The sequence below is a fragment of the Caulobacter segnis ATCC 21756 genome, assembly GCF_000092285.1.
In the GTDB taxonomy this organism is placed as follows: domain Bacteria; phylum Pseudomonadota; class Alphaproteobacteria; order Caulobacterales; family Caulobacteraceae; genus Caulobacter; species Caulobacter segnis.
The window spans coordinates 120,289-138,159 of record NC_014100.1 but is presented as its reverse complement, the minus strand read 5'-3'; the positions used below and the strand labels follow the sequence as shown (position 1 = coordinate 138,159).

Below are 17,871 nucleotides of genomic sequence, written 5' to 3'. Positions count from 1 at the left end.
CGGGGGAGCTGTCACGCAGTGACTGAGGGGGCTAGCGCGGCCTACGTCCAGCTCGCCCCCTCCGGCCCTCTGAGCCACCTCCCCCGCATCGCGGGGGAGGAACCGCCTGCCTACCGCGGCGCCATGCGGATGCCGCCGTCCAGGCGCACGTCCTCGCCGTTGAAATAGCCGCAGGTGATCATCGTCAGGGCCAGCTGGGCGTATTCCTCGGGATTGCCCAGGCGCTTGGGGAACGGCACCGAGGCCGCCAGGCCCGCCTTCACCGCTTCGGGCGCGCCATTCATCAGCGGCGTGTTGAAGATGCCCGGCAGGATGGTGTTGACGCGGATGCCCTCGCCCATCAGGTCGCGGGCGATCGGCAGGGTCATGCCGACGACGCCCCCCTTCGACGCCGAATAGGCCGCCTGGCCCATCTGGCCGTCCTCGGCCGCCACGCTGGCGGTGTTGACGATCGCGCCGCGCTCGCCGTCCTGAAGCGGCTCCAGGTCCAGCATGCCCTTGGCCGACTTGGCGATGCAGCGGAACGTGCCGACCAGGTTGATCTGGATGATGCGGTCGAAGGCGTCGAGCGGGAAGTGCTTGGTCTCGCCGGTGGTCTTGTCGCGGCTGGCGGTCTTGGCCGCGTTGCCGGTGCCGGCGCAGTTGACCAGGATCCGCTCCTGGCCGTGGGCGGCGCGGGCCTTCTCGAAGCCGGCGTCGACATCGGCGTCGCTGGTCACGTTGACCTTGCAGAACACGCCGCCGATCTCCTTGGCGACCTCTTCGCCGCGCGCTTCGTTCATGTCGAAGATGGCGACCTTGACGCCTTGGGCGGCCAGGGCGCGCGCGGTGGCTTCGCCAAGGCCCGAAGCGCCCCCGGTGACGACGGCGGCGACGGTGTTGTCGAGTTTCATGGACGTTTCCCCAGAGTTTGCGTTTAGGATCGGTTGGAAAAGAGAAATAGACCGATGAGCCGCGACGCCAAACCGTCCCCCGACGTAAACGTCAACGACGTGCTGGACCCCTCCAAGGCCCTGGTCCCGGCCACGGTGCGCGTCAACGAGGAACGCGTCGCGCGCGGCTTCCTGCCCAAGATCCGAAAGGTGGCCGCCAAGGTCCCCTTCGCCGCCGACGCCCTGTCGGTCTGGTGGTGCGCCCGCGACCCCGAGACGCCGACGGCGGCCAAGGGGATGATGCTGGCGGCTCTGGCCTATTTCGTCCTGCCGACCGACGCGCTGCCCGACATCCTGCCGGTCATCGGCTTCACCGACGACGCGGCGGTGTTCGCCGCCCTGGTGGCGATCCTGGGCCGCACCCTGAAGCCGCGCCATAAGGAAGCCGCCCAGGCCTTCCTGGCGCGCCTTTCCGACGAGACCTGAGGCGGGCCGCCCGACCATGTTCGCCGGCGCCCCCGGCATGCGAAGCTGACGCCAGACCGGAGACCGCCATGTTGCCGCTGCTGATCGCCGCCCTTGTCACGAGTCAGACCCCCGCCCCGCCGCCGGCGGCCGATCCAGAGGACAAGGCCGTGCTGGCCGCGGCTCAGGCCTTCTTCGATGGCATGGCCGCCGCCGACACCGAGGCCCTGCGCGCCACCGTCTTGCCCGGCGCCCAGTTCATGGGGGTGCGCGCCCAGCCCGATGGAAGCGTGACCGTTCGGCGCGTCGCCTTCGAGGACAGCTACGGCAAGCGCGTGGATCCCGGTCTCAAGGAATGGATGTGGTCGCCGGTGATCATCCGCCGCGGCGCCCTCGCGACCGTCACCGCGCCCTACGAGATCAGCCGCGACGGCAAGACCCTGCATTGCGGGATCGACGTCTTCACGCTCGCCAAGCAGGACGGGGCCTGGAAGATCGCCAGCATCAGCTGGACGGCCGAACCGAACGCCTGCCCCGAGCTGAGGAAGATGTAGGCCGCCGCCTTACCAGTACGCCTGCATGATCTCCCGAGCCCAATCCGGCTCGCGAACCCGCCCGCGCGGCGCGAAGCCGCTCATGACCGGCTTGATGTCCAAGACCGGCGTGCCGTCGATCGCGTCCAGTCCCCTCACCTCCAGGGCTCGCCCCTCCACCGCCACGACCTCGCAGATCGTCACCCCGATGCGGTTGGGCCGGTTCTTGCCGCGCTGGGCGAAGATGCCGACGCGCGGCCAGGCCTTGTTCCCCCGCGGATGACGCGCGCCGGCGACGATCTCGTCCGCGCCCACCCTGTCGAAGACGTAGACGATTTCGGCGTGGCTGAACGCGTCGAGCCCCATCAGCGCCTCGTCGTCGAAGCGCTCGTCGTCCAGGACGATGCGCGCCCGGCTGTCTCCCCAGTCGTCGTCCTCGGGGGCGGCGCGACCACCCTCGACACGTCCGATCGGGATCATTTCGATCGCCATGCGCTTTCCTCCGTGTGCGACAGGTTGTCGCGGGCGTACGACCGCTTAAGTTGGTCGGATGATCGAAGCTCTGCTCGCGAAGATGATCAAGACCGGCGACTTCACGGCGCACCTGCCCGGCGGTCGCATCGTCAAGGCCGGAGACGGTTCGGGTCCGCCCGTCGTCATCCGGATCAACAGCCGCGGCCTGCGCCGCCTCGCCAATCCCAGCCTGGGCCTCGGCGAAGGCTATATGGAAGGCGACATCGTCTTCGAGCGGGGGACGATCTCGGACCTCTTGACCATCGTCGGCGAGAGCGGCGGGCGTAAACCCAAGCGCGGTTCGGCGCTCACCCGGTTCCGCAAGGCGCTGAAGCGGCGGATCCAGCAGGTCAACGACCGCGTCGCCTCACGCCGCAACGTCGCCCACCACTACGATCTCTCCAACGACCTCTACCGGCGGTTCCTCGACGCCGACATGCAGTACTCGTGCGCCTATTTCGAGCGTCCCGACATGACGCTGGAGGAGGCGCAGGCCGCCAAGAAGGCGCTGATCGGCCGCAAGCTGCTGATCCAACCCGGCATGAAGACCCTGGACATCGGCTCGGGCTGGGGCGGGCTTTCCATGACCCTGGCCAAGGACTTCGGCGCGCGGATGACCGGCGTGACCCTGTCGACCGAGCAGCTGGCCCTGGCCAAGGAACGCGCCGAGACGGCCGGGCTCGGGGACCGGATCGACTTCCGCCTGACCGACTATCGCGACCTGAACGAGCCCTTCGACCGCATCGTCTCGGTGGGCATGCTCGAGCACGTCGGGGCCCCGAACTTCCAGACCTATTTCGACACCATCGCCCGCCTGCTGGACGAGGACGGCGTCGCCCTGATCCACTCGATCGGCAAGATGCACGGGCCGGGCGCGACCAACGCCTTCACCCAGAAGTACATCTTCCCGGGCGGCTACATTCCCGGCCTCTCGGAGATCGTCACCGCTATCGAGCGGGCCGGCCTGTGGATCACCGACATCGAGATCCTGCGGCTGCACTACGCCGAGACCTGCCGCATCTGGCGCGAGCGCTTCATGGCCGATCCCGACATCCCCCAGATGTTCGACGAGCGGTTCCGGCGGATGTGGGAGTTCTACCTGGCGGGCGCGGAGTTGGGCTTTCGGCACGGCGGCCACATGGTCTTCCAGATCCAGCTGGCCAAGAAGCGCGACGCCGTTCCGCTGACCCGGGACTATCTGCTGAAGGCTGGCGGTTGACGGGAAAGCGGCCGGCGTTCATAGGCGCCGCCTGATTTCCCGTGAAGGAGCCGCCATGGCCCCGTTCCGCGCGGCCGACCTTCTGCGCCGCAAGCCCGTCGCCCAGGTGGAGGGCGAGCATCCGCCCGAGAGCCTGCATCGCTCGATGGGCCTCTTCCAGCTGACGATGCTGGGCGTCGGCGCCACGATCGGCACGGGCATCTTCGTGGCCCTCACCACCGCCGTGCCCGCCGCCGGCCCGGCGGTGATCGTCTCGTTCGTGCTGGCCGGGATCACCGCGGCCCTGACGGCGCTGTGCTACGCGGAGCTGGCCTCGACCATTCCGGTGTCGGGCTCGTCCTATTCCTACGCCTACGCGACCCTGGGCGAGTTCGTGGCCTTCCTCGTCGGCGCGTGCCTGCTGCTCGAATACGCCGTCTCGGCCTCGGCCATCGCCGTGGGTTGGGGCCAGTACCTGAACGAGATGCTGGTCGACCTCGTGGGCTGGCGGCTGCCCGACGCCATCGCCAAGCCGCCCGGCGCGGGCGGCATCGTCAACCTGCCGGCCGTGGTGCTGGTCGGCGCCTGCATGATCCTGCTGCTGCGCGGCGTGAAGGAGTCGGCGCGGGCCAACGCGATCCTGGTCATCCTGAAGCTGCTGGTCCTGCTGTTCTTCGTCGTCATCGCCTTCAGCGGCTTCCAGGCCCGGAACCTGACGCCGTTCATGCCGATGGGCGTGGCGGGCGTGGGCGCGGCCGCGTCGTCGATCTTCTTCTCGTATATCGGCATCGACGCGGTCTCGACGGCGGGCGAGGAGGTCAAGGACCCGCGCCGCACCCTGCCGCTGGGCATCGTGCTGTCCCTGCTGATCGTCACGGCGATCTACATCCTGGTCGCCCTGGCGGCGGTCGGCGCCCAGCCCTGGACCGCCTTCGCCGGCCAGGAGGCGGGCCTCGCCGTGATCCTGCGCAACCTGACGGGGCAGGCCTGGACCTCGCTGGTGCTGTGCGTCGGCGCGATCGTCTCGATCTTCTCGATCACGCTCGTCGTCATGTACGGCCAGACGCGGATCCTCTACGCCATGAGCCGCGACGGTCTGCTGCCCAAGGTCTTCCAGCGCCTGCATCCCAAGACCCGCAGCCCGGATCTCAACACCTACATCGTCGCGACCTTCATCGCGGTGCTGGCGGCCTTCGTGCCGCTGGACGTGCTGGTCAACCTGACCAGCATGGGCACGCTGATCGCCTTCGCCATCGTCTCGCTGGGCGTGATCATCCTGCGCCGGACCCAGCCGGACCTGCCGCGCGGCTACAAGGTTCCGCTCTACCCGGTGCTGCCGATCGCCAGCGTGGCCTTCTGCGCCTACCTGATCGTCGGCCTGCCGCTGGACACTTGGCTGCTGTTCGCCGCGTGGGTGGCGGGAGCGTGCGCGATCTACTTCGGCTATTCCATGCGGAATTCGAAACTGGCGTAAGCCCAACGGGACCGGGTCAGGGGAACGCGCTAGATCCTTGGCGTCAGCCTCGACCACCCGTCAGATATCCAATGGTCAGAAGCGCGCCGAGAACAATGACCGCATACGGCAAGGCCACGAAGGGCGCGCCCATGAGACGGACCGTGGCCCCCAACCTTCCATATCGAGTTCGGTACGCCGCGCTCCAGGCCTGAAAGACCTGGAAGGGCTTCAAATCCGCCACCTCGCCCCGGAACCACGCCTCAAGCAATGAGATCCGGTCGATGTAGGCGTACTGGAACCCTTTCCAGATCGCTTCCAGCGCCCAAAGACAGATCGCGATCATGGCGGTGGCGAGCACGATCAGGACACTGTGTTCCTTGACGCCGAAAGCGAGGCCCGTCCCCAGCAGCGGAGTCGCCAGCGCCTTGAGCGACAGGGCCCGTTGATCGAAGGCCTCGTACTGGCCCTGGATCAGCACATACTCCGCCCGCAGGTTGTCATGGAGATCCATCAGCACCCCCTGATTGGACTCCGAGCGTCTCGCCACACTCAGTAAGTGTCAAGCAAGCGACATCGCGCGTCGATTGACGCACGCCATCCTCACTCCACCGTCACGGACTTGGCCAGGTTGCGCGGCTGGTCGACGTCCGCGCCCTTCACCACGGCGACATGGTAGGCCAAGAGCTGGATCGGGGCCGACATGACCAGGGTCGAGACCAGCGGGTCCGAGGCCGGCGCTGTGACCACCACCTTCGCCCCGGCCGGCGCGTGCTTCACGCCTTCGGTGTCGGTGATGAAGATCACCTGGCCGCCGCGCGCCATCACCTCGCTCATGTTCGAGGCCGATTTCTCGAAATAGCTGTCGTAGGGGGCCAGGATGACGATCGGGGTCTGGTCGTCCACCAGGGCGATCGGGCCGTGCTTCAGCTCGCCGGCGGCGTAGCCCTCGGCGTGGATGTAGCTGATCTCCTTCAGCTTCAGCGCGCCTTCCAGGGCCAGGGCCGACATCGGGCCGCGACCGAGATAGAGCACGTCCCGCGCCTTGGCGACATCGGCGGCGATCTCCTTGATGGCGTCTTCCAGGCCGATGGCCTCAGCGATCAGGCGCGGCGCTTCCAGCAGCACTTTCACGAGGCGCCGCTCCTCGGCCGCGTCGATCGTGCCGCGCGCCTTGGCGGCGGCGATGGCCAGGGCGATCATCACGCTGACCTGGGCGGTGAAGGCCTTGGTCGAGGCGACGCCGATCTCGGGGCCGCAGTGGATCGGCCAGACCACGTCGACCTCGCGCGCCATGGTCGATTCCTGGGCGTTGACCACCACGGCGCTCTTCATGCCCTTGGCCTTGCAGTAGCGCAGGGCCGCCAGGGTGTCGGCGGTCTCGCCCGACTGCGACATGGCGATGACCAGCGAGCCTGGCCGCAGGGCCGGCTGGCGATAGCGGAACTCCGAGGCGATCTCGACGTCGACCGGCAGGTCGGCCAGCTGCTCGATCAGGTACTTTCCGACCACGCCGGCGATGTACGAGGTGCCGCAGGCCACGACCTGGATGCGCTCCAGCTTGGCGAAGTCGATATCGCCGGGAATCGCCGCGCGCGAGGTCAGGGTGTCGACATAGGCCGCGATCGTGCGCTGGCAGCCCTCCGGCTGGTCATGGATCTCCTTTTCCATGAAGTGCCGGTAGTTGCCCTTCTCCAGCATCACCGCCGAGGTCGGGACCACCCGCACCGGCCGCGTCACCGGCGTCCCCGAAACATCGAAGATCCGATGGCTGTCGTGGTCGAGCGCCACGTAGTCGCCCTCGTCCAGATAGATCACGCGGTTGGTGAAGGGGCCCACGGCCAGGGCGTCTGAGCCCAGGAACATCTCGCCCTGGCCCTCGCCCACCACCAGCGGGCTGCCGCGGCGAGCGCCCAGGATCAGGTTCTCCTCGCCCTCGATCAGCACGGCCAGGGCGTAGGCGCCGGTCAGGCGATCCAGCGTGGCCTTGAAGGCTTCGAGGGGGGCCAGACCCGTCGCCAGCTCGGCGTCGATCAGCTGGGCGATGACCTCGGTGTCGGTGTCGCTTTCGAACACGCGGCCGGCGGCGATCAGCTCGGCCTTCAGCTCTGCGAAATTCTCGATGATGCCGTTGTGGACCAGAGTCACGCGGCCGGCGGCGTGCGGGTGGGCGTTCTTGACGTTCGGCGCGCCGTGGGTGGCCCAGCGGGTGTGGCCGATGCCGGTGGCGGCGTTCAGCGGCTCATCGGCCAAGACGGCTTCCAGCGCCTTGATCTTGCCCTGGGCGCGACGGCGTTGGACCTTTCCGTCCACGACCCCGGCGATCCCGGCCGAGTCATAGCCGCGATACTCCAGCCGCTTGAGGCTCTCGATCAGACGGTCGGCGACGGGTTGCTTGCCGACGATGCCGATAATGCCGCACATGGGCCATGATCCTTTGTAGAACGCGCCTGCGGATCGGGTGCGGGCGCCGGCTTTACGAAGCCGGCTTTAGCACCCGTCCAGGAGCGGCTCCGATAAATCTGCATTTCGGATCGTTTCGCGAGCCGAATTTCAGCGAGCCAATCGCTTCTGAATGGCTCAGAATTGGGACAATGAGCGACCCAACGACTGTACGCTCGCCAAGAGACAACGAAATCATATGAGCAAGCGCGCCTATTTCGGCACCGACGGTATCCGCGGCCAGGCCAACAAGCACCCGATGACGGCCGAGGTCGCCCTGCGCGTCGGCCTGGCCGCCGGCAAGCTGTTCCGCTCGCAGGATGCGCGCCGGCACCTGGTGGTGATCGGCAAGGACACGCGCCTGTCCGGCTACATGATCGAGCCGGCCCTGGTGGCGGGCCTGACCAGCGTCGGCCTGGACGTGCGGCTGTTCGGACCTCTGCCGACCCCGGCGGTGGCGATGATGACCCGCTCGATGCGCGCCGACCTCGGCGTCATGATCTCGGCCAGCCACAACAATTTCGCCGACAACGGCATCAAGCTGTTCGGCCCCGACGGCTACAAGCTGTCGGACGAGCAAGAACTGAAGATCGAGGCCCTGATGGACGAGGGCCTGCAGGAAGGCCTCGCCGCGCCGCGCGAGCTGGGCCGGGTCAAGCGGATCGACGACGCCCAGGCGCGCTACGTTGAGATCGTCAAGGCGACCTTCCCGCGCCACCGCAACCTGTCGGGCCTGCGGATCGTCATCGATTGCGCCAACGGCGCGGCCTACAAGGTCGCCCCCACCGCCCTCTACGAGCTGGGCGCCGAGGTCATCTCGCTGGGCGTCAGCCCCGACGGCACAAACATCAACGAAGAGTGCGGCTCGACCCACCCCGAGACCATGGCCAAGATGGTCCGCGAATACCGCGCCGACATCGGCATCGCCCTGGACGGCGACGCGGACCGCCTGGTGATCTGCGACGAGAAGGGCGTGGTCGTCGACGGCGACCAGATCATGGCGATCATCGCCGGGGCGCTGGCCAAGGCCGGAACACTGAAGGGCGGCGGCGTCGTCGCCACCGTCATGTCGAACCTCGGCCTCGAGCGCTGCCTGAACGGCCAGGGCCTGAGTCTGGAGCGCACCGCCGTGGGGGACCGCTACGTCATGCAGCGCATGCGCGAGGGCGGCTTCAACGTCGGCGGCGAGCAGTCGGGCCACCTGATCCTGTCGGACTTCTCGACCACGGGCGACGGCCTGATCGCCGCCCTGCAGGTGCTGGCGGTGATGGTCGAGACCGGCCAGCCGATGAGCGCGCTAGGCCGCCAGTTCGAGCCGGTGCCCCAGCTCCTGGAAAACGTCCGCTTCGCCGGCGGCAAGCCGCTGGAGGCCAAGACCGTCAAGGACGCCATCGCCGACGGCGAGGCCCAGCTGAACGGCGCGGGCCGCATCGTCGTCCGCGCTTCGGGCACGGAACCGCTGATCCGCATCATGGCCGAGGGCGACGACCCCGCCCTGGTCAAGAAGGTGGTCAAGTCGATCGTCGGCGCGGTGAAGGCGGCCTAAGGAGGCCGCCCCCTTTCCTACCCCACGTCGTCGGTGTGCCCCGACCCGCCTTGGCCGCCGCCCCAGGCCTCGCCGGAACGCTCCCACCAGTACGGCTGGCGGACGCGCTGGCCGGTCACCGTCTCGTTTAGCGTCGCGGGGTCGTAGAGCCGCCCGCCCAGCATCACGCGGAACAGCTTGTCGCTGTTGCGGATGTCCTGGGTCGGATCGGCGTCCAGCACCAGGAGGTCGGCCAGCTTGCCCGTCTCCAGCGACCCCACGTCCTTGGCGTAGCCCAGCGATCGCGCCGCGTTGATCGTGCCGGCCGCCAGGGCCTCGACCGGGGTCCAGCCGCCGCGAACGAACGACCAGAGCTCCCAGTGCGGGCCAAGCCCCGCCTGCTGGCCGTGCGCGCCGATGGCCACCTGCACGCCGCGATCGGCCAGTTTCTTGGCCTCGCGCGCCGTGGAGGCGTCGACATAATCCTCCTCGGGCGCGGCGGCGCGGCGGACGTTGCGCGCCGCCAGAAGGGCCGGCGGCGCATGCTTGGACAGCAGCGGGTGGGTCCAGACGTCCATGTGCTGGCGCCAGTAGGGATCGCCCGCCAGGCCGCCGTAGGCCACCACGAGGGTCGGCGTGTAGTTGGTCTTGCTCTGCGACCACAGGCTGACGATGTCGTCGTAGAAGCGGTCCACCGGCAGGTTGTGCTCCACGGTCGAGTTGCCGTCCTGAACCAGGGTCACGTCCATGGCGTACAGCGACCCGCCCTCCGGCACGACCTCCATGCCCTCCTTCTGGGCCGCGACCACCACCATCTGGCGCTGCTCCCGACGGGGCTGGTTGTAGTTCTTGACGCTGTGGGCGCCCTGCGCCTTCAGGCGGCGGACGTGGGCCAGGGCGTCGTCCAGGCTGTTGATCTCGGCATAGACCTCGGCCGCCTTGGCTCCGTAGATGATCTCGCCGGTCGAGAAGGTGCGCGGAGCCAGGATCTTGCCGGCGCGCTGCAGCTCGGCGGCGACGAAGATCTCAGCGGCGCGGGACGAGGGGTCGTGGATCGTCGTCGAGCCCATCGCCAGGTTGGCCATCGACGACCAGTTCTGCTGCGGCACCAGGTCGTCATCACCCTGCGGCCCGTGGGCGTGGGCGTCGACCAGGCCGGGGATGATGGTCTTGCCGGCGACGTCCACCACCTTGGCCTCGGCGGGAACCGGCGTGCTGGCCTTGGGTCCCACCGCGACGATGCGGTCGCCCCGAATGACGATCACGCCGTCGTCGATGATCCCGCCGGTCTTGTCGGCCATGGTGACGATGCGCGCGCCGGTCAGGGCGACGACGCCCGTCGGCTTGTCGGCCGCCACCTGCATCGACAGGTCCAGTCCGGTCTTGACCGGCTTGAACTTGCCGTCGTCCTTGCCCGCCCCCTCGGCGGCCGGCGCGCTGGCGTACAGCGCGTCGGTCTCGGCGGTGAACAGCGTCGGCCCCATGCTCCAGTGGACCTGCTTGCCGTCCTTGGACCAGTTGATGAAGTCCGCGCCCTCGGCGCTGACCCGCGTCACCGGCAGCGGCCCGCCCTTCTGATCGACCGCGACCTCCTGGGTCCCGGGCATCAGCGGCATGACGAAGGCCTCGTAGTTCTGGCGGAAGGCGACGTTCCGGCCGTCGGGCGAGACCTGGTAGTCGTTGATCATCTCGCCGCTGGCGTGGACCCGCTTGGCCTGGCCGCTCAGGTCCGTGCTGACCAGCTGCCGCTTGTCCTTCTCGGACATCAGCATGAACACGCGATCGTTGGCGGCCCCGAACTGCGGCGACGAGCCCCCGCGCGAGACCCGCACCGGGGTCCCGCCCGACACCGCCACGCGATACACGCCCGGGTCCTGCGACCAGCGCGAGGACGTCAGCCCCCCGCCACGGCGGCGCTCGAACACGATGGTCTTGCCGTCCGGCGAGAAGCGCGGCGCGCCGTAGTGGCCGGGCTGGGCGATCACGTCCTTGGCCGCGCCGCCGCTGGCCGCCACGGTGCGCAGGCGTCCAAGCCCCGCGTCGGTCCAGCTGACGAACACCACCGTGCGGCCGTCGCGCGACCAGGACGGATAGAGCTCGAACGCCGCTTCGTCGCCGCCGGTGACCAGCCGGCGCGGCTCGCCGCCCGAGGCGGGCTTGATCCAGAGCTTGCCCAGGGTCTCGAACACCACCGACTTGCCGTCGGGCGACACGCTGGCCCAGCGCGGCATCTTGGTGGCGAAGCGATCGGGGGCGATCTCGACCTGCGGATGGGTCGCGTCGACGACGACGCGGGTGTCGTCGATCTTGAACAGAATCACGCTGGACGCGCCGTCCGCCACGTTCACCCGTCGGATCTTGCCCCCGGCCCAGAACACCACGGTCGCGCCGTCCGGCGTCCAGGCCATGTTCGGATAGACGCCGGTGACCGCCCAGGTCTCCTGCACGTCCTGGTCCAGGGCGTCGTAGATCTTGCGTTCCTCGCCCGAGGTCAGGTCCTTCACATAGAGCTTGGACTTGGTCCGCTCGCGGCGGACGAAGGCGATCTTGCCGCCGTCGGGCGACGGCGTCGGCCGCACCGAGCCGCCCAGGCCCGACACGGCGGTCGTGACCTCGCCGGTCTCGAGGTCGTAGCGCTCGATGTCGAACAGGGCGGTGTTGGAGTCCTGGGCGTACTCGAAGATCGGCCCCGGCGTGACGTTGCGGGTGTAGAACACGCTCTTGCCGTCGGCCGCGTAGATCGGCTCGCCCAGCTCCTTCTGCAGCGCCTCGCTGGCGCGCTTGACCAGCTGGACGCCGCCGCCGCCCGAGACGTGGTAGACCCACACCTCGCCTGTGCCCAGGGACCGGCCGGTGGTGAAGTGCTTCTTAGCCACGATGAAGCGGCCGTCCGGGCTCCAGCTGGGCTGGTTGAGGAGGCGGAACTCCTCCTTGGTGACCTGGCGCTTGTCGCTACCGTCGACGTTCATCACCCAGATGTTGTCGCCGCCGGCCCGATCCGAAGTGAAGGCGATGCGCTTGCCGTCGGGCGAGAACCGCGGCTGCTGGTCATAGGCCAGACCCTCGGCGATCCGCGTCGGCGTCCCGCCGGCAATCGGCAGGGTGTAGATGTCGCCCAAGAGGTCGAAGGCGATCAGCTTGCCGTCGCGCGAGACGTCGACGTTCATCCAGGTGCCGTTGTCGACCGCGATGCGCACCTCGCGGGTGGCGACGCCTGGCGGGGCGTTGACGTTCCACTTCTCGGGCTTGTCCGACTTGACCGCGCCGGCGGCCGGGGTCGCGCTGGGCGGTGTCGCCTGGGCGAAGGCCTGATGGGCCAGAGCCGATCCCGACATCAACAACAAGGCGGCCAGCGCCGTCAGCCGACGATTCATTCGATTTCCCCCATGACCCCTAGGCCCGTTTGGACGCGACCCTAAGGGGGAAGGCGAGCGAAGTCACGGCGGCGCTTGGCGCTGGCGGAGAGGGATCGGGCCGGCGCCTAAACCCCCAGCTTCGGCGACTTCAGGCGGCGCTTGTTGACGTGGTGGCTGGGGGCCTCGGCCTGGATCTCCTCGGGGTACTCGCCCTTGAAGTAGAAGCGCTGCCAGGCCTCCTTGGTGGCCTCCGGGTCGCGCTTGAAGATCAGGCTGTTGAACTCGGTGCGCTTCTCGGCCCAGACGTCGTACTGGCGGCGCAGCTCGGGATTGGAGTTCATCGAGCGGATCACCGGCTGGAACGACTCGATGGCCTTGTCCTGCAACAGCATCAGGAAGCAGAAGGTCTCGCCCTTCTCGAACCGCACCGTGCCCGGCCGGGTGAAGATCCAGTTCATCGTGAAGGGGAACGGCAGCCAGTCGGTCTCGATCACGCCCGCCAGCGGCTGGATGCCGTCCTTGACGTGGTTGGGCGGCCCCATGGCCATCATCGACCAGCCCGGCGGCGTGCGGAACAGATAGCCGGTGTGGAAGGTCACCACCCCCCGCGTGAAGTGCGACTTCACGAAGTCGGTGAAGCCCGGATAGGGGTGGTCGGGCTGGAACTTGATGCACTCCTGGTGCGCCCCGCCGTCCCAGGTCATCGAGAAGCCGACCGGACAGAGGATATCCCAGCCGGTGGTGTTGGCCATGGTCAGCGGCAGGCAGCGATAGGGGTGACGCTCGGCGAACCGATCCATCCAGGCGCGCTGCGGCCGGCCCGGCACGATTTCCGGCGGACGGTTCTCGGTGGGATAGCACTCCAGTTCCATGCCGGTCCTTTTCTTGGCTTCCTGCCCCTGTCGTCTGGTCTAGCCCTGCGGCCCTCCGGCCGTCTAGAGAGACCGCATGAAGACCCGCGCCGACCTGTTCGCCTTCTTCGACGCCCACGGCGTCGACCACAAGACCCTCGACCACCCGCCGGTGTTCCGTGTCGAGGAGGGGCTGGAGATCAAGGCCGCCCTGCCCGGCGGTCACACCAAGAACCTGTTCCTGAAGGACGCAAAGGGCCAGCTGTGGCTGATCTCGGCCCTGGGCGAGACCCGGATCGACCTGAAGAAGCTGCACCACGTGATCGGGTCTGGCCGGCTGTCGTTCGGTCCCGAGGCGATGATGCTGGAGACCCTGGGCGTGACCCCGGGCTCGGTCACCGCCTTCGGCCTGATCAACGATACGGACAAGCGCGTCCGCTTCGTGCTGGACAAGGCCCTCGCGGACAGTGACCCGGTCAACTTTCACCCGCTGAAGAACGACGCCACCACCGCCGTCAGCCAGGCCGGCTTTCGCAAGTTCCTGGAGGCCCTGGGGATCGCGCCCATGATCGTCGACTTCGAGGCGATGGCGGTGATCTGATCCCCGCCGTCAAGCGATCTCATCATTGCGCGAGCGCCCGCCAGGGACCATCTTGGCGGCTGACGCGTTTCCTGCCCCAGCACCGCATACGAGAGACCCGATGTCCCTGATCGGCGAAAAGCCCGCCGCCCCCGCCTCGGGCAAAAGCGAACACATCAAGGATGGCTCGGACGCCACCTTCATGGCCGACGTCATCGAGGCGTCGAAGACCCAGCCCATCATCGTCGACTTCTGGGCCACCTGGTGCGGCCCGTGCCGTCAGCTGACCCCGACGATCGAGAAGGTCGTCAACGCCGCCAAGGGCGCGGTCAAGCTGGTCAAGATCGACGTCGACGCCAACCCGGCCTTCGCCGGCCAGCTGCGCGTGCAGTCGATCCCCACCGTCTACGCCTTCGTCGACGGCCGCCCGGTGGACGCCTTCCAGGGCGCCCTGCCCGAGAGCCAGGTGAAGGCCTTCGTCGAGAAGCTGGCCAAGGCCGGGGGCGGCGAGAGCCCGCTCGACGAACTGATCGCGCTCGGCAAGGAGTCGCTGGAGATCGGCGACGTCGGCGGCGCGGCCCAGGCCTTCGCCCAGGCCCTGCAGACCGACCCCACCAACGTCAAGGCCATCGGCGGCATGGCCCGCGCCTACCTGATCGGCGGCGACCTGGAGGGCGCGGCCGAGGTGGTGGCCATGGCCCCCGCCGACGCCAAGGATCCCGACCTCGACGCCGCCCGCGCGGCGCTCGCCCTGGCCGAGGAAGCCCCGTCCGAGACCGCCGCCGTCGAGAAGCGCCTGGCGGCCGATCCCGACGACCATGAGGCCCGCTTCGAGCTGGCCAAGGCCCTGGCCGGCGCTGGCCATCTGCAGGCGGCCGCCGATCATCTTTTGACGATCATCGCCCGCGACCGAGCCTGGAACGAAGAGGCTGCCCGCAAACAGCTGCTGACCGTGTTCGAGGCCGCCGGCCCGACCTCGGAAGTCGCCAAGCAAGGGCGACGGAAGCTATCCTCGATCCTGTTCAGCTAGGACCTTAAAGCCCACGGAGAGTCCATGCCGGCCGTCTATCGAAAGCTTGGCGACCTACCCCTGGTGATCCCGGTCTTTCCCTTGGACGGCGTGCTGCTGCTGCCCGGCGGTCAGCTGCCGCTGAACATCTTCGAGCCGCGCTACCTGAACATGCTGGACGACGCCATGTCGGGCGAGCGGATCATCGGCATGATCCAGACGAGGGCCGGCGGCGACCACCAGCGCCCGGCCCTGGCGCCGGTCGGCTGCGCCGGCCGCGTCACCAGCTTCGCCGAGACCAGCGACAGCCGCTACCTGATCACCCTGACCGGCCTCTGCCGCTTCCGAGCCGGCGACGAGCTGCCGGTCCGCACGCCCTACCGGCAGATGCGCGTCGACTTCAGCCCCTATGAGCCCGACCTGCGCGAGGACGGGGCGGGCGAACGCACCGCCGCCGACATCGACCGCTTGCTGGTCGCCCTGCGCCGCTATCTGGACCACCGGGGCCTGGCCATCGACTGGGGCGACGCCGAGAGCGCGCCGTCGGACGCCTTGATCAACAGCCTGGCCATGGCCCTGCCGTTCGATCCGATGGAGAAGCAGGCCCTGCTCGAGGCCGAGACCATCTTCGAGCGCAAGGCGACCCTGACGGCGCTGCTCGAGATCGACGCGGCCGCGAGCGACGATGACGAACCGACTTCGATTCAGTAGACAGGCGCCATGACCCAAGCCGCCCCTCCCCCCGTCGATGTCGATCCGCGCCTGCTGGAAGTGCTGGTGTGCCCCGTGACCCGGGCTCCGCTGGAGTACGACCGCGCCGCCGGCGAACTGATCAGCCGCTCGGCCAAGCTGGCCTACCCGATCCGCGACGGCGTGCCGATCATGCTGCCGGAAGAGGCGCGGGAGCTGGAGGCTTAAATCCTCCCCCTAGCGGGGGAGGTGGCGCGAAGCGCCGGTGGGGGAAGTCCCGCCGAACCGGCCATTCCCCTCTCCGTCGGCTGCGCCGACACCTCTCCCAAAGGGAGAGGATTTTACAGGCTCTGCCCCCGCAACAGCTTCGGCAGGTCCCCCACGCCGCCGCCGGCTTCGTGCATGAAGAACCGCCGCGCCGGGGCGATGCGGTTGACGACCGCCAGGCCCGCGCCGCGCGCGACGCGCAGCAGCGGGTTGTCGTTCGAGAAGATCCGCACGAAGGCGTCGAAGGCCAGGGCGTTGGTGACGGTGTCGAACCGCCGCCAGCGGGCGTAGCGCTCCAGCACCGCCTCGGCGCCGATGTCTTCGCCGTTGCGCACGGCCTCGACCAGCACCTCGGCCAGGGCCGCGGCGTCCTTCAGACCCAGGTTCAGGCCCTGGCCCGCGATCGGGTGCACCCCGTGGGCGGCGTCGCCGATCAGAGCCAGGCGCGGCGCGGTCATCCGCTCGGCCAGCAGCAGTGACAGCGGGTAGACGAAGGTCGGCCCCACCACCTCGACCTGCCCAAGGAAATCGCCAAACCGGCGCATCAGGTGGGCGTGGAAGACCTCGGGAGACGCGTTCCGCAGCGCCTCGCCCCGCGCCGTGCTCTCGGTCCAGACCAGGCTGGCCCGCTGCTCGGTCAGCGGCAGGATGGCGAACGGGCCGCTGGGCAGGAAATATTCGTGGGCGACGCCCTCGTGGGGGCGCTCCAGCTTGACGGTGCAGACGACGCCGCTTTGGCCATAGCCCCAGCCGATGTGGCCGATGCCGGCCGCCTGGCGCAGGACCGAGCCGCGCCCCTCGGCGCTGACCGCCAGCGGCGCGGTCAGGGCGCGGCCGTCGGAGAGGATCAGGCGGGCCGCGCCGGGCGTGACCTCCAGATTCTTGGCCGCCATCGGCGCGATGACCGGAATCTCCTTCTCGATCACGGCCTTGGAGAGCGCCGCGCGGATCTGGCGGTTCTCAACCAGATAGCCCAGCGGCTCGCCTTCGATGCGGCCCGAGATCTCGCCGGAGTCGAAGCGCAGGAAGGACGCCGAAGGCTTGCGCGCCGCCGCCCCAGGCGTGCGCCCGTCGGTGACCAGGATCTGCTCGATGCGCTGGGCGTGCGGCTCCAGGCTCTCGCCGGCGCCGATCGCCCGCCACTGGCGGAACGAGGAATAGGCGATGGCCGAGCTGCGGCCGTCGAAGGTCGGCGCCAGCTGGGCGTCGAACGGCTGGGGATCGACCAGCAGGGGCTTGAGGCCGCCGGACTTCAGGGCCAGGGCCAGGGTGGCGCCGGCCATGCCGGCGCCCGCGATGATCACGTCTGCATCATGAGCGCGCATGACGGGGATATGGGCTCCTCGGGGAGAGCCTGTCCAGACGCGCGGCTACTTCTTTTCCGCGTAAGGGGCCTTTTCGGCGTAGGGGTTCTGGGCGTCGCCGCGGATCAGCCCGCGCGTGGCGTCGCCGACCCCCATCATCACGAACTGGACGGCCAGGGCGCAGAGGATCAGGCCCAGGACACGGACGACGATGCTCATGCCGATGCGGCCCAGCACCCGGCTGATCAGCGGCGCGGCCCAGAAGGCGGCCACGACAACCAGCGAGACCGCGACGATCACCGCCACCCCGATCCCGGCACCGGCCAGGCCCAGCGGCTTGGCCTCGGCGGCGTAGATGATCACCGTCGAGATCGCGCCCGGGCCGATCAGCAACGGCATGGCGAACGGCACGATCAGCCGCTCGAACCGCTGCCGGGCGTAGGCGCGCGGCGACTGGTCCTCCACGCCCTCGGCGGCGTCGGCGAACATGGTGGTGAAGTCGTCGCGCACCATGTCCAGGCCCAGAATGAACAGGATGATGCCGCCGGCGATCCGGAAGGCCGGCATCGAGATGCCGAAGAAGGCCAGGAGGCCCACGCCCGTGAAGTAGAAGAAGATCAGGAACGCGGTCATGAACAGGCCGATATAGACGGCCACCATCCGCCGCCCCGCCGCGGCCGCGCCCAGGGTGGCGGCGGCGAACAGCGGCACGTTGCCGATCGGGTCGATCAGGGCGAACAGGGCGACGAAGAAGTTGACGGCGAGTTTGGCCTCGGTCATTCGACGTCCCTACCTTTCAGATCGCGCCCAAGC

17 protein-coding genes are annotated in these 17,871 nt (G+C 68.7%); 9 read left to right on the top strand and 8 right to left on the bottom strand.

The genetic code is table 11. The features are described 5' to 3' along the window. Positions 1–110 precede the first annotated feature (110 nt). Complete coding sequence (locus CSEG_RS00615) at positions 111–893, bottom strand: SDR family NAD(P)-dependent oxidoreductase (protein WP_013077323.1); 783 nt, start codon at positions 891–893, stop codon at positions 111–113. Positions 894–947: 54 nt separating this feature from the next. Between CSEG_RS00615 and CSEG_RS00610 the strand changes: the two genes are divergently transcribed. Next, positions 948–1,358: a YkvA family protein gene (locus tag CSEG_RS00610; protein ID WP_013077322.1), complete on the top strand. Its 411-nt coding sequence runs from the start codon at positions 948–950 to the stop codon at positions 1,356–1,358. 68 nt (positions 1,359–1,426) lie between these two features. Beyond that, complete coding sequence (locus tag CSEG_RS00605; protein WP_013077321.1) at positions 1,427–1,891, top strand: nuclear transport factor 2 family protein; 465 nt, start codon at positions 1,427–1,429, stop codon at positions 1,889–1,891. Between the two features lie 9 nt (positions 1,892–1,900). Here the strand turns inward: CSEG_RS00605 and CSEG_RS00600 are convergent, their stop codons facing one another. Beyond that, entirely contained in the window at positions 1,901–2,362 is a 462-nt protein-coding gene (locus CSEG_RS00600) for an SAM-dependent methyltransferase (protein WP_013077320.1), read from the bottom strand. A gap of 58 nt (positions 2,363–2,420) precedes the next feature. Here CSEG_RS00600 and CSEG_RS00595 point away from each other — a divergent pair, with 58 nt between their 5' ends. Continuing rightward, entirely contained in the window at positions 2,421–3,602 is a 1,182-nt protein-coding gene (locus CSEG_RS00595) for an SAM-dependent methyltransferase (protein WP_013077319.1), read from the top strand. A 55-nt stretch (positions 3,603–3,657) separates the two neighbouring features. After that, positions 3,658–5,055 carry an amino acid permease gene (locus tag CSEG_RS00590; RefSeq protein WP_013077318.1) on the top strand — a complete coding sequence of 466 codons (1,398 nt, stop codon included), beginning with the start codon at positions 3,658–3,660 and terminating at the stop codon, positions 5,053–5,055. Positions 5,056–5,098: 43 nt separating this feature from the next. Here CSEG_RS00590 and CSEG_RS00585 read toward each other — a convergent pair whose 3' ends face one another. Together CSEG_RS00585 and glmS are read right to left on the bottom strand one after the other, a co-directional pair. After that, complete coding sequence (locus CSEG_RS00585; protein WP_157038956.1) at positions 5,099–5,554, bottom strand: hypothetical protein; 456 nt, start codon at positions 5,552–5,554, stop codon at positions 5,099–5,101. An 83-nt stretch (positions 5,555–5,637) separates the two neighbouring features. Then, complete coding sequence (gene glmS, locus CSEG_RS00580; protein ID WP_013077316.1) at positions 5,638–7,458, bottom strand: glutamine--fructose-6-phosphate transaminase (isomerizing); 1,821 nt, start codon at positions 7,456–7,458, stop codon at positions 5,638–5,640. Between the two features lie 217 nt (positions 7,459–7,675). Between glmS and glmM the strand changes: the two genes are divergently transcribed. Continuing rightward, positions 7,676–9,022, top strand: coding sequence for a phosphoglucosamine mutase (gene glmM, locus CSEG_RS00575; protein ID WP_013077315.1), 1,347 nt, complete (start codon positions 7,676–7,678; stop codon positions 9,020–9,022). 17 nt (positions 9,023–9,039) lie between these two features. Here the strand turns inward: glmM and CSEG_RS00570 are convergent, their stop codons facing one another. Further along, on the bottom strand, positions 9,040–12,375 hold the full coding sequence (locus CSEG_RS00570; protein WP_013077314.1) for an amidohydrolase family protein: 3,336 nt from the start codon (positions 12,373–12,375) through the stop codon (positions 9,040–9,042). Between the two features lie 107 nt (positions 12,376–12,482). Further along, complete coding sequence (locus CSEG_RS00565; RefSeq protein WP_013077313.1) at positions 12,483–13,229, bottom strand: DUF6065 family protein; 747 nt, start codon at positions 13,227–13,229, stop codon at positions 12,483–12,485. A gap of 76 nt (positions 13,230–13,305) precedes the next feature. Between CSEG_RS00565 and CSEG_RS00560 the strand changes: the two genes are divergently transcribed. The 4 genes from CSEG_RS00560 (at position 13,306) to CSEG_RS00545 (ending at position 15,715) form a co-directional block, all read left to right on the top strand. Next, positions 13,306–13,809, top strand: coding sequence for a prolyl-tRNA synthetase associated domain-containing protein (locus CSEG_RS00560; RefSeq protein ID WP_013077312.1), 504 nt, complete (start codon positions 13,306–13,308; stop codon positions 13,807–13,809). Between the two features lie 100 nt (positions 13,810–13,909). Then, positions 13,910–14,818: a thioredoxin family protein gene (locus CSEG_RS00555; protein WP_013077311.1), complete on the top strand. Its 909-nt coding sequence runs from the start codon at positions 13,910–13,912 to the stop codon at positions 14,816–14,818. 24 nt (positions 14,819–14,842) lie between these two features. Further along, positions 14,843–15,508: an LON peptidase substrate-binding domain-containing protein gene (locus CSEG_RS00550; protein ID WP_013077310.1), complete on the top strand. Its 666-nt coding sequence runs from the start codon at positions 14,843–14,845 to the stop codon at positions 15,506–15,508. Positions 15,509–15,517: 9 nt separating this feature from the next. Beyond that, positions 15,518–15,715, top strand: a complete 198-nt coding sequence (locus CSEG_RS00545; RefSeq protein ID WP_013077309.1) for a Trm112 family protein — start codon at positions 15,518–15,520, stop codon at positions 15,713–15,715. 113 nt (positions 15,716–15,828) lie between these two features. Here the strand turns inward: CSEG_RS00545 and CSEG_RS00540 are convergent, their stop codons facing one another. Together CSEG_RS00540 and CSEG_RS00535 are read right to left on the bottom strand one after the other, a co-directional pair. Beyond that, complete coding sequence (locus CSEG_RS00540) at positions 15,829–17,079, bottom strand: UbiH/UbiF/VisC/COQ6 family ubiquinone biosynthesis hydroxylase (protein ID WP_013077308.1); 1,251 nt, start codon at positions 17,077–17,079, stop codon at positions 15,829–15,831. 45 nt (positions 17,080–17,124) lie between these two features. After that, positions 17,125–17,838 (bottom strand): MarC family protein, encoded by a 714-nt coding sequence (locus CSEG_RS00535; RefSeq protein WP_013077307.1) that lies wholly within the window; start codon positions 17,836–17,838, stop codon positions 17,125–17,127. Positions 17,839–17,871 lie beyond the last annotated feature (33 nt).